The 15,916-nt window shown below is 33.2% G+C and carries 15 protein-coding genes; 9 read left to right on the forward strand and 6 right to left on the reverse strand.

What is annotated here, in order from left to right; genetic code table 11:
• Positions 1-34 precede the first annotated feature (34 nt).
• The 5 genes from ACZ098_RS07135 to hemB form a co-directional block, all read right to left on the reverse strand.
• A complete protein-coding gene (locus ACZ098_RS07135) occupies positions 35-3,064 on the reverse strand; it encodes a T9SS type B sorting domain-containing protein (RefSeq protein ID WP_487311052.1) in 3,030 nt (1,009 codons plus the stop codon).
• A 36-nt stretch (positions 3,065-3,100) separates the two neighbouring features.
• Positions 3,101-5,623: a T9SS type B sorting domain-containing protein gene (locus ACZ098_RS07140; RefSeq protein WP_487311053.1), complete on the reverse strand. Its 2,523-nt coding sequence runs from the start codon at positions 5,621-5,623 to the stop codon at positions 3,101-3,103.
• 285 nt (positions 5,624-5,908) lie between these two features.
• Positions 5,909-6,379, reverse strand: a complete 471-nt coding sequence (locus ACZ098_RS07145; RefSeq protein ID WP_487311054.1) for a methylated-DNA--[protein]-cysteine S-methyltransferase — start codon at positions 6,377-6,379, stop codon at positions 5,909-5,911.
• Positions 6,380-6,751 carry a hypothetical protein gene (locus ACZ098_RS07150; protein ID WP_487311055.1) on the reverse strand — a complete coding sequence of 124 codons (372 nt, stop codon included), beginning with the start codon at positions 6,749-6,751 and terminating at the stop codon, positions 6,380-6,382.
• 115 nt (positions 6,752-6,866) lie between these two features.
• Positions 6,867-7,859 carry a porphobilinogen synthase gene (gene hemB, locus ACZ098_RS07155; RefSeq protein ID WP_487311056.1) on the reverse strand — a complete coding sequence of 331 codons (993 nt, stop codon included), beginning with the start codon at positions 7,857-7,859 and terminating at the stop codon, positions 6,867-6,869.
• A 198-nt stretch (positions 7,860-8,057) separates the two neighbouring features.
• Between hemB and ACZ098_RS07160 the strand changes: the two genes are divergently transcribed.
• The 5 genes from ACZ098_RS07160 to ACZ098_RS07180 all read left to right on the forward strand — a co-directional run bounded on the left by ACZ098_RS07160 (position 8,058) and on the right by ACZ098_RS07180 (position 12,523).
• Positions 8,058-8,651, forward strand: a complete 594-nt coding sequence (locus tag ACZ098_RS07160) for a DUF6705 family protein (RefSeq protein ID WP_487311057.1) — start codon at positions 8,058-8,060, stop codon at positions 8,649-8,651.
• Between the two features lie 284 nt (positions 8,652-8,935).
• Positions 8,936-9,943 carry a recombinase RecA gene (gene recA / locus ACZ098_RS07165; protein ID WP_487311058.1) on the forward strand — a complete coding sequence of 336 codons (1,008 nt, stop codon included), beginning with the start codon at positions 8,936-8,938 and terminating at the stop codon, positions 9,941-9,943.
• Positions 9,944-10,060: 117 nt separating this feature from the next.
• On the forward strand, positions 10,061-10,465 hold the full coding sequence (locus tag ACZ098_RS07170) for a hypothetical protein (protein WP_487311059.1): 405 nt from the start codon (positions 10,061-10,063) through the stop codon (positions 10,463-10,465).
• 16 nt (positions 10,466-10,481) lie between these two features.
• Positions 10,482-11,030 (forward strand): RNA polymerase sigma factor, encoded by a 549-nt coding sequence (locus ACZ098_RS07175; RefSeq protein WP_487311060.1) that lies wholly within the window; start codon positions 10,482-10,484, stop codon positions 11,028-11,030.
• A complete protein-coding gene (locus tag ACZ098_RS07180; RefSeq protein ID WP_487311061.1) occupies positions 11,027-12,523 on the forward strand; it encodes a porin family protein in 1,497 nt (498 codons plus the stop codon). The genes ACZ098_RS07175 and ACZ098_RS07180 overlap by 4 nt, the downstream gene beginning before the upstream one ends.
• 86 nt (positions 12,524-12,609) lie before the next feature.
• On the opposite strand, the gene ACZ098_RS07185 is transcribed toward ACZ098_RS07180, so the two are convergent.
• Positions 12,610-13,347, reverse strand: coding sequence for a lysophospholipid acyltransferase family protein (locus ACZ098_RS07185; RefSeq protein WP_487311062.1), 738 nt, complete (start codon positions 13,345-13,347; stop codon positions 12,610-12,612).
• Positions 13,348-13,442: 95 nt separating this feature from the next.
• Here ACZ098_RS07185 and trpS point away from each other — a divergent pair, with 95 nt between their 5' ends.
• From trpS to ACZ098_RS07205, 4 genes are all read left to right on the forward strand, one after another.
• A complete protein-coding gene (gene trpS / locus ACZ098_RS07190; protein WP_487311063.1) occupies positions 13,443-14,414 on the forward strand; it encodes a tryptophan--tRNA ligase in 972 nt (323 codons plus the stop codon).
• Between the two features lie 297 nt (positions 14,415-14,711).
• Entirely contained in the window at positions 14,712-15,188 is a 477-nt protein-coding gene (locus ACZ098_RS07195) for a hypothetical protein (RefSeq protein ID WP_487311064.1), read from the forward strand.
• Positions 15,189-15,208: 20 nt separating this feature from the next.
• Positions 15,209-15,586 carry a hypothetical protein gene (locus ACZ098_RS07200; RefSeq protein WP_487311065.1) on the forward strand — a complete coding sequence of 126 codons (378 nt, stop codon included), beginning with the start codon at positions 15,209-15,211 and terminating at the stop codon, positions 15,584-15,586.
• A gap of 135 nt (positions 15,587-15,721) precedes the next feature.
• The gene (locus ACZ098_RS07205; RefSeq protein WP_487311066.1) at positions 15,722-15,916 is read left to right on the forward strand and encodes a hypothetical protein; all 195 of its coding nucleotides are present in this window, start codon (positions 15,722-15,724) and stop codon (positions 15,914-15,916) included.

Raw genomic sequence — 15,916 nt, forward strand, 5'->3', positions numbered from 1 at the left:
TCAATTGAAAGATTTATAAATTAAAAGTATTTTCTTATCTTTTTAATGAAAAATTCGCTTTAAATGTTTTGGCAATTCCATTCTCAATATAATCAACCGTAAACCAATAATCATCAGAAAACATAAGTTGTCCGTTGTAAGTTCCATCCCAACCAGCACTATTGGTAAAAATTTGTTTTAGCAATTTTCCAAATCGGTCATAAATTAAAATTCTTGATCGTTCCGCCAATCCTTTAATATTCCAAAAATCATTACTACCATCACCATTTGGTGTGAAAAAGTGTGGGTAATTTATTATTGTTGCCGTTGCAGTTAAGTTGGTACAAAACGTTTCGTCTACAACCGTTACAGTATGAAATCCTGATGGAACTGAAGAAAAAACATTGGAAGTTTGAAAATTAGAATTATCTAATTGATATAAAAACGGACCATCACCTCCTACTACAGTAACAGTAATTGTTGGATTGTCACTAAATGTTCCTGTTTGATTAATTATTAAACTTTCGCCTTGAATGGATTCGCTGACTGTTGCAAAAACCTCATCAGAACTGCAACCTGTACTATTATCAGTAGCTATAACAGAATAACTTCCAACTTGATTGGCATCAAATGAACTTCCTGAAGCGGTTGGAATTAGAACGCCATCAAAATACCAAGAAAAACTGTAATCGGTTGAATTCAATCCTGTTGATAAGGTGTAAAATTGCGATGCAGGCGTACTCGAATTATTCAAACAAATCACTCCATCATTGATAATCGGATTTGGCAAAGCATGAATTACCACATTAATTTCAATAGTCGTTCCTGCACAACCGTTATAAAATGGTGTAACAAAATAAGTCGCAGTTCCATCAGAATTTGCAACCGATACAACTTGATTAATTGCAGCACCTGAACCTGAAGTTGCGCCAGATGTTCCGTTTTGAGTTACAGTCCAAGTATAGGTTGTTCCAGCTATATTTGAAGCTAAAGCAATATTCAATGTTTCATTGGAACAGTAATTTAAATTGCCCAAAAAACTGGCTATTGGAGTCGGATTGATAGTTACTAAAGCCGAACTAGAAAGTGATTGACTGCATAAAGTCGAGCCTGGAAGTGCAGCGTCTATCAATTGAAAAGTAGTATCCGTAGTAATATTGGATACCGTAACAGATGCCAAACCAGTTGCGCTTAAAGTTACGTTTTGGCTAGTTGCACCATTTTGCGAATACGAAACAATAGCGTTCGGTGTTCCGCTAAAATTTAATGTACTTGAACCGCCTGAACAAACCGACGATGGATTTGCGCTAACTGAAGCCGTAGGCAACGCTGCAATAGAAATTACAAAGTTTTGAGACAATGGTTGTGTGCAAGAATTTGCTCCAGATGATACAATATTTGTTAATGTATAGGTGGAACCAGAAGTTAAATTAGGTGTTGTTACTGTTGCGTTTCCATTAGAATCTAAAAAAACACTTTGAACAGCACCACCATCAACAGTAAAAAACACATTTGCATTTGAGGTTCCTGTAAAAGTTAAAACAGTAGTTGAACCTGAGCAAATGGTTGAATTACCAGTTATAGTAGCAGTTGGAATCGGATTCACAGTAATTGGAAATAAAAAATTTAAAGTGGCCACACAGGTGTTCAAGACATCCGAAGTTGCATTGACAAAATTATAACTTCTATTCGTAGTTAGGACTGGAGTTGTAATAGTAGCAGTACCAGATGAATTAATTAAAACTGTTTGAATTGAACCACCATCAACCGTGTAACTTACAGAAGTATTTGGAGTACCGTTAATATTGATTGTTGCAGAATTCCCAGAACAAATAGATGATGTTCCTGTAATTGAAACAGTGGGTAACGAAACAATTGTTAACGTAACTGGTGTTCTTGCACTACTTTTACAATTGGTGGTTATGGTATAACTTTCGGCATAAAAAGTTCCGGCTGCAGTAGGTGTATAAGTTAAGGAGTTGGCTTGTAGCAAATTTCCTCCTGTTGCTGCATCATACCAATTCACACTTGTTCCTGCATCAGAAGAAACCGATAATGAAGGTATCGCTTGGTTAGCGCAAATGGTAACATTACCGCTGTTTACTGCGTTATTTGGTCCAGCTAAAAATGAAACTGTAAAGACATTGGATAATGTTGAACAAAAGTTGTTGTTTAAATTGGCTGCATCTTGGGCAACTTTGGTTCTAAAATAGGTAAGAGTTGATAAATTTGGTGTTGTAAACGTCGAAGCATTAGCTCCAGCGATATCTGTCCATGTAGTTCCATCGAGACTGGATTGCCATTGATAAAAGTAAGTAGCCATTCCAGTTGTTGTTGCTTGAAGTGGAATAGAAACTGGAGTAGTACAAGTCGAAAAAGTAGTTCCTGCACTTGATGGACTAGATATTGTGGTCAAGTCGCCACATGATCTAAACTCAATATCGTCTATTGCTAAATCGTTTCCACATCCGCCCAAACCATTATTTTTCATTTTTAAAACTACCGATGTCTGATTTGTAGTAGTAAAAACCAAGGCAAATTGTTGCCAAATAGGCGAAGATGTTCCTATAATATTTCCTGTATTTCCTGCACCTAAAAGTACTGTTTCGGTATCATTCCAAATTTCAAATTGAACGTTTATAGGTATTTCATTAGCGCCACAAAAACCCGAACCAGGATTATAAATATTCATCAGCCAAGCCGAAAATTCAAATGTAGTGTTAATGCACAATCCTGTAACTGTTCGTTTATAAAACTCTCCAGATGTACTTGAATTAGCATTTACAATTAAAGCCTTTCCGTTCGCACCATCTGTAACATCAGGTGTGTGGTCAAGCGAATAATGCCAAGTACTATATAAATTGGTTCTGTAATACAAGGTGTAAAATCCATCATTAGGATTTCCGGTTATATAATTGTAATTGGTAGTACCTGCTGGTAAGGCTGGTCCGTAATTAAGTCCGTTTCCAAATTTTTCACTAAAAATTGCGGCACCTTTACTTCCTGTACAAAATCCTAATTGGGAATAACTGTACGAGGAAATAAATGCAAACACTAGTAAAACTATTTTACTAAAATAATTCATGATAACAGAAATTTAGAATAAGAGTAAAATGATTTATTATTGTTCTCTGTTAATGTAAATCCAACCTGATTTTGTTTCCAAATCCGAAAAATCAATAACATAATAATAGGTTCCGTCTGGCAATTCATCACCTTTATCTGATTGACCATACCACTCGTCTCGATATCCTGATTTGTCGTAGGCTACTAATCCGTATCTATTGAAAATTTTCAAATTATTTACATTATAAGAAGACAAGTCGAAGTTGTCGTTTCTACCATCGTTATTAGGCGAAATTCCTTTTTGGATTGAACAAAACGGAGCAATTACATTGATAGTTTCTTCTGTACTACAACCATTTTTGGTAATTATTAATTTATAAATTCCTGGAGTTGTAATAATCACTGAAGATTGGTTTCCGATATTAGTATTAGAAGGATTGAACCATTGATAATTTGAATTGGATGTTGCATCAAATTCTACCGCTGATAAAGTATAGCTAATTCCATTACAGCCTTCAGAAATCGAAAAATCTGGTAACGTATTTACTTCTATTGTCAAGGTAGTTGTCGAGGCACATTGTCCGGCAGTTGGTGTAAAAGTATAAGTTGTAGTTGCCATATTATTTAATGCTGGCGACCAACTTCCTGCAATTCCATTAACCGATGTTGTAGGAAGAGCAGCAATTGTTGAACCTTGACATACTGGATTTATTGAGGTAAAACTAGGCGTAACAAGAGGATTAACTACTATCGTCAAACTAGTTGTTGTAGCACACTGATTGGCATTTGGTGTAAAAGTATAAGTTGTTGTTGCCAAATTGTCTAATGGCGGTGTCCAAATTCCAGTTATATTATTTGTAGAAGTTGTAGGTAAAGCATTTAAAGTACCACCTACACAAATTGGATTAACAGGATTAAACGTTGGAACAGTTTGTGGAGTTACGGTTACGGTTACCGTTTTCTGGTACAAACAAGTTACGGTTTCTACTAATGAAATGTCGTCTAGAGCAAAGTCATTTCCGAAATCGGCAAACTCTCTATCATAAATACAAATATCGGCTGTGGTACTACTTCCTGAATTCCAAATATGTGAAACCAATGTCCATAAACCTGTGGTCGAAGGCGCTGTAACAGGCGGTGCTAATGAAACTCCGTTGATTAGAACTTCTAATCTAGCTGGATTTTCTGGCGCAGCCGAAGCTACGTAATAGGAAAAAGTATAACTGGTGTTGGGTACAACGGCAACTGGTGTTCCAGCACACCAAGCTTTTATACCACCTGTAGGATCGGTTGAACCATCAAAAACCATAAGGTTTCCAGTTCCTGTAGTATGATCGCCAAAGGATGCAAATGCCGTAAACCATGCATTGGGATTGGTAACAATATCATAAGAAGATTGTACGCCAAACGGATTTGGATTGGTTACTTGTGTATAGTCAGTCGTAAAGCCATTATTCCCTTGTGAAAAATTTCCGTTAAAAATTAAATTTGTTGTAGAAGAAGCGGTTCCAGAAGTTACAGTATAAGTTGTAGTAACAGCTGGACTAACCGTTTGGTTTGCATTATTAGGATTTGTAATCGAACCATCTGGAGGATTTGCACTCCACGTGTAAGTTCCTATTCCACCACTTGCAGATAATGTTGTCGACTCTCCATTACAAATAGTAACTGGATTACTCAAAACTAAATTATTTGGTACAGTAAGCACAATGTTAGATTGCGTATAAACTTGACCTGTTGCATCAACTGCTGTTACAGTATAAGTTCCTTCAGTCAAACCAGTAAAAATTCCCGTCGTATTAGATTGAGTAGAAGTTCCAGACAATGTATAGGTTCCGTAAGGCAAAGAACCTCCAGATAAATCTACATCGATAGAACCATCAGTAGCATTAGGACAAGTTGGATTTATTGAAGTATAAGTTCCTACAAATGGTAAGGCGCCTTGCGTAATTGAAAAATCATCAAGGGCAAAATCGTTACCAATTGCTCCAGCATTTAAAGTTCTTAATCGAATCAAAATATTATTTGCCGTAGCTGTAAAAGAATAACTCACTTGTTGCCAACCCTCAGATGGCAAAGGTGCCAAATTGTTCAATGAGGAAGGATTTATATTGGTTGCATTTACAAATATCAAACCTATATTCGATCTTGTAGCAACATCTGAAGTTACTTGATTAGAAACTGACTTTATCCAATATCTAAAGGTATAGGTTACACCAGCTGTAAATCCACCAATGGCACCACCTGTATCGCTTGTTGTCCAAATAAACTTATTGGCAGCTGTTGCGCCATCCACTACTAGCATATTTCCTGTACCTGTGGTATGATCGCCACCAGATAGGAACGAACTATTCATCAAAACAGGATTGGTAGTTCGGGCATAAAATCCAGGATTACTTGTTCCTGTTAACGGATTGATTACTGTATAATCGTGAACAAAAAACCCAACACCACTTCCGCCACTTTCAAAGTCGCCATTGTTTAAAATGTTTTGAGCATTTGTAGTGTTACTTACAACAATTATTAACAACAAGAATAATTGTATTTTCTTAATAAAAAACGAGTAGTGTGTTCCCATAACTTAAAATATTTCATAATTCATAAAAATAAAGCATATTTTTTTTGATAATGAAAATTCTACGCTATAGAAACTATACAAAATATAATTTTAACATAGTGAGTTAAAAAAGTTAGACTTACAACATGTAAACCCAACAAAAACAGCAGTGTTAAAATAGTCTTTTGAAAAATGTTGTGGTAATGTTTAGGTAACGAAAACGTTGTAATTAGATTGTTTGCGTAATTTTTATACTAAAAAACCAGGCAAAATATTGAAAATAAAAATTAAATAAATAAAGATTCCTTAAAACAAAGATTGTTGTGTAGATGGATTTTCATGCTCCAACAACCATTTCTTGCGCCATAATCCACCAGCATAACCTGTAAGCGAACCGTCTTTACCAATCACTCTATGGCAAGGAACAACTATCCAAAGTGGATTTTTACCATTGGCTGCTGCAACCGCTCTAATGGCTTTTACATCGCCAAGTTTCTGAGATAATTCTAAATAGGACATCGTTTTTCCATAAGGAATAGTACCTAATTCTCGCCACACTTTTTGTTGAAAATCGGTTCCTTTTGGATTCAACTTGAACGTAAAATCTTTTCGTTTTCCTTCAAAATATTCCTGTAATTGATGCGTTGCTTCTTGAAGATGCACTGGGATTTCAACAGAAACAACACCTTCCGACAAGACTGATATTTGGGTAATACCGTTTTCATTACCCTCAATTTTCGTGATTCCAAGAGGTGATAAAATATGAACAATATCCATTTAGAAATTTGAGAAGTTCCTTATATAAACTTTTTGAACCACTTCAGAATGAACATCTGCTGGCAAATCGCGACCACAAATATCTTGTTGTCTTAAATTCAAAGCCATATTTTTATAGCTTTCAATTCTTCGCATATCCTTAGACCAATTGAAATTTTTAGGTAATAAATTAATCTTGTCTGTATTTAAGTAACTTTTCCAAGATGTTTTTCCTAACAGTTGAATGCTGTATACGGCGACAGTATCGGGTTTTTTTGTGGTAAATAAAGTTGTAGAAAGCGTGTTTTTGAAACTTATAAAAGGTGATTTTATCTGACTAGTTGCAGAAGAAAAAATCAGTACTAAAATAAAAGTAAAATATGCTGATTTCATAATTCATTTGATTTTAGTAAAGATAAAAATTTAATTAATTACAAATGAAGATTTTAAAACAAATTCTTATTTAGAATGTAAAATAAAATCTTCACTTATCATCAATGTCAAAAGACTATTTATTAAGAATTACCGCTGCTTCCTTAGCAAAATAAGTCGATATTAAGCTGGCTCCAGCGCGTTTGATACACATCAGCTGTTCCATCATAATTTTGTCATGATCCAACCAACCTCTTTCGGCAGCAGCTTTAATCATGGCATATTCTCCAGAAACATGAAAAACCGTAACCGGAACATTCACAGCGTTTTTAACTTCACGAACGATATCCAAATAGGCAATTCCTGGTTTTACCATAACCATATCGGCACCTTCTTCAACATCCATAAGAGCTTCTTTAATGGCTTCGATGCGGTTGGCGTAATCCATTTGATAGGTTTTTTTATCTTTCGGAATTTCAATATTATCAACTGGCGCAGAATCTAACGCATCTCGAAATGGTCCGTAAAATGCCGAAGCATATTTGGCTGAATAACTCATGATTCCAACATTGTGAAATCCTGCAGCGTCTAAACCTTGGCGTAAACGCAAAACACGTCCGTCCATCATGTCGCTTGGCGCAACAAAATCGGCTCCAGCTTCGGCATGAGAAACTGCCATTTTTACAAGTGCTTCGTTGGTAGCATCGTTAGCAATATCGCCATTTTCTATTATTCCGTCATGGCCGTAAATTGAATAAGGATCTAAAGCAACATCGGGCATTACAATCATTTCTGGACAAGCTTGTTTGATCGCTTTTATAGCTCTTTGCATCAATCCATCAGGATTCCAAGCTTCTTTTCCGGTATTGTCTTTCAAAGATTCGTCTACTTTTACATAAATGTTTACGGCGCGAATTCCTAATGCGAAAAGTTCCTTAACTTCTTCAACAGTTAAATCTATCGAACGACGGTAAATACCAACCATTGACGGAATTTCTACTTTTACATTTTCACCTTCTGCAATGAACATTGGAAACATAAAATCACTCGGACTTAACGTTGTTTCACGTACTAAACTTCTAATAGATTCGTTAACACGCAGTCTTCGGCCTCTTTGTAATGGGAACATAATTTTTATCTTTATTTACTGAATGCAAAAGTACGTAATAAATTGATTGCAAGTTTTAGTAGCCATCAAATTAAAGAAACTTTAAACCCTGTTCAATTACTAGAAAATAGTTTGAAATTTATATATTTGATTGTTTTGGCGATTTTATATTAAACTAATTTATGTCGAAAAATTAAATCCTAATTCAAATTAACAAAAATGAAAATAATAGCACTTTATACATTATTATTGCTAACGAACATTTGTGAAGCGCAAATAATAAATATTAAAGATAATGGAACCGTTTTTGATGCTCCAGGTCAATACTATAAAGATATTGATAACGTCTTAAATCCGTTCGAAGGAACTTGGAAATACACCAACGAAACCACATCTTTAACTATAGTTTTAGAGAAAAGAGTGAACCAAGAAGATGGTATGACACATGAAGACCGCTTGATTGGAGAATACCTATATGTTAAAAATAATTCAATTATAATTAATACGATACCCAATTTATCATCAACATCACAATTTGCTGGATCTTATTCAATATTTGGTAATAGCGTTTTAATAAACAGCTATTTCCCAGTATGCAACGATTGCGCTGCTGGTGAACTACGTTTAAATTTAAGCATATTTGATAAAGATACACACCGTTTTAGAGATATAATTGTAAAAAGAATTATGGTAAATGGTCAAGAAGCGTTAAAATTCAAAATAACAGGTGTTGGTGGCTACTACCATCAAGATTCGCCACCAAGTGACAATTATATTTTTCCATCTGGAGAGTACATTTTAATAAAACAATAATTTAAACAATAATCCAAACTTTTCGAGTTTGGATTTTTTTTATTTAAAAACTAGCTAAATAATTACATTTTAATTTCACAATAACTTTCGCAACCTCATCCATATAAAAATTCCAAACAGAAAAAAAACGAAATTAATTTTTAGTGCATCTGCCTACAAATAAAGACCTAACCAAGTACGCCAACTAAATTTTGTCAATTGTTTAAAAGTCATTATCATAAACTACTTTTACATTAAAAAAAAACTTAATTTTACGGAGTTAAAAGCCAAAAATTTTAGAAAAAATGAGTTCAGAAAAAGAAGCAAAATTAAAAGCATTACAACTTACGCTAGATAAACTAGACAAAACCTACGGAAAAGGAACTGTAATGAAAATGGGCGACAAAGCCATTGTAGAAGTAGAAACAATTTCGTCAGGATCATTAGGTTTAGATTTAGCACTTGGTGTAAACGGATATCCTAAAGGTAGAGTAATTGAAATTTATGGTCCAGAATCTTCTGGAAAAACAACGCTAACACTTCACGCTATTGCCGAAGCACAAAAAGCGGGTGGTATAGCCGCATTTATAGATGCAGAACATGCATTTGATCGTTTTTATGCCGAAAAATTGGGTGTAGATATTGATAACCTTATTATTTCGCAACCCGATAACGGTGAACAAGCATTGGAAATTGCCGAAAATTTAATTCGATCTGGTGCTATTGATATTGTGGTGATTGACTCGGTTGCCGCATTAACTCCAAAAAGTGAAATTGAAGGAGAAATGGGCGATTCTAAAATGGGTTTACACGCCAGATTGATGTCGCAAGCCTTAAGAAAACTTACAGGAACAATTAGCAAAACCAATTGTACCGTATTTTTTATCAACCAATTAAGAGAAAAAATTGGAGTAATGTTCGGAAATCCAGAAACTACTACAGGTGGAAATGCCTTGAAGTTTTATGCATCGGTTCGTTTGGATATTCGTCGTTCGTCTCAAATAAAAGATGGTGAAAATGTAATTGGAAACCGAACCAAAGTAAAAGTGGTAAAAAATAAAGTAGCACCACCATTTAAAACAGCCGAATTTGACATTATGTACGGTGAAGGAGTTTCTAAAACTGGTGAAATTTTAGACTTAGCGGTAGAATTTGAAATAGTTAAAAAATCAGGTTCATGGTTTAGTTATGGCGAAACCAAACTAGGTCAAGGTCGCGATGCAGTAAAATCGTTAATCAAAGACAATCCAGAATTGGCAGACGAACTAGAAGTGAAAATAAAAGCTCAAATTAAAACCTTGGCTGAAGCATAATACTGAAAATCAGTTCAAATAATTAAATCACCTCTAAAAAATGAGGTGATTTTTTTTTATCTTTATACGCAACCTTTTTAACAAACTTGCATCTACATACATAATAACTAAACAATAATGAAAAAGATATTTTTTTTACTAGCATCGGTAATCGTAATGAGTTCTTGCAGTATTGGCGAAGATCCACAAAGCGAATTTGTACTATTGCCAGTTTCAGAAGTAGAATTGCCAACGGCATACAAGGTGGATAGTATTTCGGTTTTTAATCTAAAGTACACAAGACCAACCGATTGTCATATTTTTGACGGAATTTATTACGATGCTGTTGATTCAACAAGAGTAGTAGGAATTAGAGCAGTAAAATTACTTCAAGGTGGTTGTTCACCAGATGATCAAACCATTTACGAAGTTCCGTTACGATTTAAACCAGCCGTTTCTGGAACTTACAATTTTAAGTTTTGGCTAGGAACAAATAGCGCAGGTGTTGATGAATATTTAAATACAGAAGTAATTGTACCATAAATAAAATCCTTATATATTGGATTTAGAGCAAATTATAAATGACTGTAAGAAAAATGATATTAAAGCACAAGAACAACTGTATCGGCAATTTTCGCCCAAGTTGTTTTCTGTTTGCTTGAAATATTCGCGCAGTTATGCCGAAGCTCAAGATCATTTACAAGATAGTTTTATTATAATTTTTAGTAAAATTAAACAGTATCAATTTAAAGGTGCTTTTGAAGGTTGGATAAAGCGAATTACAATAAACAACATTCTGCAACAATACCGTTCGGCATCATTTTTAAACTTGGTGAACGAACCCATTGAAGATGAAATTGTAGAAGTCGAAGTTGAAACAGAAGACATTTCATTAGAATTTTTAATGAAAATTATTCAAGAATTGCCTGATAGATATCGATTGGTATTTAACTTAAATGTAATTGATGGTTTTACACATCAAGAAATAGCCGACTTATTAAAAATATCGGTAGGAACATCAAAATCAAATCTATCAAGAGCCAAAATGATTTTAAAAGATAAAATAGAAAACAATACAGGCACGTATAAAATACCATCTGTAAAATGAAAGAAAGAAAAAATTTAGACAGCCTCTTTCAAGAAAAATTTGAAAATTTCGAAGTCCTTCCACCAGAAAATGCGTGGAATAACATCGAATCAAAATTAAAAGAGAATAAAAAGAAAAAAAGAATTATTCCGTTTTGGTGGATGTATTCTGGTGTTGCGGCATTAATTGCGCTTGGAATATTTTTTATGAATCCCAACAACAAGAATTTAGAAGATGTACAAAATCCAATTGTAAATCAAGAATCGAATGCTGATACTAAATCCAATTCTAACAATGATTTCAACCCACAAAACTCAATAATCAATGCACCTGAAAAAACAGAAAATGCAACTGACGAAGTGGTAACTACAATTTCTAAAGAAAATAATAGTAGCAATAATAATCCAACTTATAATAACAAAACTACTCTGAAATCTAATTTTAATGAAAAATCGAGTTCGTCTACATCAGTAGTTTCAAACGCTATTGCGCGCAACAATTCTAAAATTTCAAAAACAAAATCTACGGTAAATTCTACTGCAATTGCAAGCATAAATTACAATACTACAACTAACAGTACTTTGCCAATTGGTACTAATTCAAATAATAATACAAAAAATACAAATTCAGTTACCGACGACAAACTTGTAATTGAAACTGAAAATAAAATCGTCTTCACTACTGATATCAAATCAGTTGACGATTCCATTAAAATTGATTCGACAAAAATTGCTATAGTCGAAAAAAATGCGCTGGAAGAATTGCTTAATGAAAAAGGAAAGAAAATTATTGCAGAACAAAAAATAAATAGGTGGCAGGTTACCTCAAGTCTTGCTCCTATTTATTTTAGTTCAACTAATAACGGTTCACCTTTAGACTCAAAATTGCAAAACAACAGCAAGTCGTACAACACCAATATCAGTTATGGTGTCGGGGTAAATTATGCATTAAATAAAAAACTAAAAATTAGAGCAGGCGTGAATAATCTAGCCGTGGACTACAATACCAACGGAATAGTATTTTTTCAAACCAATAACGCAGCAAGATTAGAACATGTAAAAACCAATGAAAAAGGAGCCGTAATTCAGATTGAAAATAAATCGGACAACAAATTGCCTACACTTAATCTAAATGGAAGCGAGTTAAACAAGTTTAATAGTAATTTAAATCAACGTATTGGATATATTGAAGTGCCATTAGAAATGTCTTACCGTATTGTTGACAAAAAGTTTGGTGTTGACTTTATTGGAGGTTTAAGTACAATGTTTTTAAATGAAAATGAAATTTCAATTCAGACTAATGGATTAAATATGGCAATTGGTGAAGCCAACAATTTAAACCAAATTCATTTTAGTGGAAATTTAGGAATAGGCGTAAAATATGAATTTATAAAACGATTTGAAGCTCGAATAGAGCCAATTTTCAAATACCAATTGAACACTTTTACCAACGACGACGGTAATTTTAAACCGTATGTTTTTGGAATTTATTCAGGAGTTAGTTTCACTTTTTAGGTTAGGTTATTTAGTTAAAATTAGTTAAGTAGTGTTATTGCTTTCGAGTGGTAACTGAAAAGAGCGCCTTAGTTAAGCGCTCTTTTTTATGAATTAAATTTATGCAACTGCTCTAAAATTACAGCTCTAGTTGCTTCTTTTATAGTTTTTCTATCTTCCGATTTTTTATCTTTAGTTTCAATAAATCGATGAACTCTAGCTCTCATTATTCCGGGACTTCCACTAAAAAACGTATAGGAAAATCGCTTTTTATTGTCGGCAAAAGTCATTGGAACTATCGGAATTTGGTGTTCTATTGCCAAACGAAAAGCACCGTCTTTGAACTCGTCCAAAAGTACCGACTCATCTGGAACGCCACCTTCTGGGAAAATACAAATACTCAACCCTTGGCTCAATCGTTTCTGCGCTCTTTCAAAAACTTCATGGCGACTTTTCGGACTATTTCTGTCGACCAAAATACAAGTGCGCTTGTAGAAAAATCCAAAAAGTGGAATTTTTACCAACTCCATTTTGCCTACAAAAACAAACGGATTTTTAACGATGGCAAGCATCAACATAATATCAGCCATCGAGGTATGGTTGGCGGTAAGCATGTAACTTTTGCCTTCTTCCAATTCTTGTTCACGAACTACTTTATAGTTAAAACCCATTCCGTACAAAATCACTTTAGCCCATATTCTAGCCATGATAAAGAAATACGGATACCATTTTTCTTTCAGAATAGAAAGTACCAAAAAAGGTAACATCACCAATATCGGAATGGCCATTAGAATGTAAAACCAAACGCGATATAACGTCCACAAAATTATTTTTAAAATCCTCATAGCGTCAAAAATAAGTTTTATTCCTCAAAATACGCAACAATTGGGTTTAACTTTCACAAAAACTTTAGTTACTTTGCAGTAAATATAAAAGTAGCATGTCAAAAATACTTACAGGCGTTCAAAGTACAGGAACGCCACATTTAGGAAATTTACTCGGCGCCATTATTCCGGCTATCGAAATGTCTAAAAATCCCAACAATCAATCGTTTCTTTTCATTGCCGATTTGCATTCGATTACACAAATAAAAGATGGCGAAACGTTACGCAACAATACGTACAGTACAGCTGCAGCTTGGCTTGCGTGTGGTTTAGACACAAATACTGTTACGTTTTATAGACAATCGGATGTGCCACAAACAGCCGAATTATCGTGGTATTTAAGTTGCTTTTTTCCATTCCAACGATTAACATTAGCACATTCTTTCAAAGATAAAGCCGATCGACTAGAAGACGTAAACGCGGGTTTATTTACCTATCCAATGTTGATGGCTGCCGATATCTTATTATATGATGCCAATTATGTTCCTGTTGGAAAAGACCAAATGCAACACATCGAAATTACACGTGATGTAGCTTCAAGATTCAATCATTTAATGGGTGAAACATTTGTAATTCCAGAAGGAAAAGTACATGAAGAAACCATGTACATACCGGGAACAAATGGTGGAAAAATGAGTAAATCTGCCGGAAATATCATCAATATTTTTCTAGATGACAAAGCCTTGAGAAAACAAGTAATGACGATAGAAAGTGACAGTACACCACTTGAAGAACCTAAAAACCCTGATACTTGTAAGATTTTTGCAATTTATAAAATTTTGGCAACCGAAGATCAAATTGCTGCAATGCGCCAAAATTATCTTGGCGGAAATTACGGTTACGGTCATGCAAAACAAGAATTGTTTGAACTAATTTGCGAGAAATTCAAAACCGAAAGAGAAAAATACAATTACTTCATCAACCATAAAAACGAAGTTGACGAATTGTTAAAAAAAGGCGCTTTAAAAGCCCATGCTGTTGCTAACGAAGTGCTGAAAAAAGTAAGAATAAAATTAGGATTTGAATAATCACTTTTTAGAATTTAATTTTAAAAAAACAGTACCAATATTCGTTTCAATTAAAATAAATCCTCAGTGAAAAATTAAATTTTTGCTGGGGATTTTTTTATAAAACATACATTCTAAAAAAATAAAAAAATTACTCATTTTACGGTTTCCCGTAAATTGAAACTAAGCGCTAGTTGTAAGTTTGAAAAAACACATCGTAAGTCCTATGTTAAATATTGAAAACCAGCACAAAGAACTGGTTCTAAAACCGTACCTTCATCTTGCTTTACTAAGTATTAATTTAAAAAACTTCTTTTAATGAAAACAAAATCTATGTTACTAACCCTGCTGTTTGTCTTTATGTTTTCTTGCGACAAACAAGAAAATGAAACAATAAAAGGTGAACTATTTTTTAAACTAATTAGCTACGGTAATCTATCAAATCTATCCGATGAAAAAATAAAAAAATTTGAAAAGCAAATAGACAGCATTTACAATCTCACAGGATCAAAAAAGGATGAAAAAATCATTAAAGATTTAAAAAAAATTAAAGATTTAAAATTATTAAGAAATCCGTCTGCTACTATAATCTTAAATGACAAGAAAATAATAACTGTATATTTTTCTGCAACAGAATATGAAAAAATTGAGAAATACACTTTAGATTATTTAAAGAAATTCAATAAAAAAATATCTTTAGAGGTACAGGTTGAAAAACTGGATTCCGACTTATATTTTTCTGATAAAATCGTTAATGTAATGGAACTGAATGGAAATACAAGGTGGGAAAAGTAACCTTTGCTAAATTTTAAATTATGAAAACTATATACATATCGTTACTGCTTTTCCTAAGCAACGTTATATATGCACAAAATACCACTAAAATAAAGGATAGTATCTATTTTAATATAAATTGTAAAAGTGAGCTGTCGTTGTTAAAAATTAAAAAAGAAAAAAAACAATATAGGATTTCATTTCATGTTAACGGTGATAGTATCGCTTTTTTGGGTAAAAAAATAAAATTTACCAAAAAAAATAATCAAACTAAATTTATAAATTGCAATGAAATGTCTAAGTTATCCATGAAGCAATATATAAATATAATGGAAAACAAGATAGTTTACATTTTTAAAAATAATAAAATGTTTTACTTAGTCGATGAAATGACTTACTATAAAAGAGGCCAAGATTAACACTATAAATTTTACATTACGGAGATTATGAAAAAAATATTTTTAACTACTTTTTTATTATTAGCGAACTTATTATTTTCTCAAGATTATATAATAATAGACTCATTGAAAATAAATGAAACTAGTTACAAAACTATGCATATCAGCGATGGTAAATTAAGTTTTTACAAAGCATTTGCAGTAATCACTTTAGCCGAAAACGAACTAGATACTATCAAAAATAAAATAATTCAATGTTATTTAAACGGTAAACATGAATATACAGAAATGCAAAATTATAACATGTATATTCAGAGAGGTTACGATAATTTAATCAAAACCTGTAATTAA

The organism is Flavobacterium sp. SP2, from assembly GCF_057626655.1.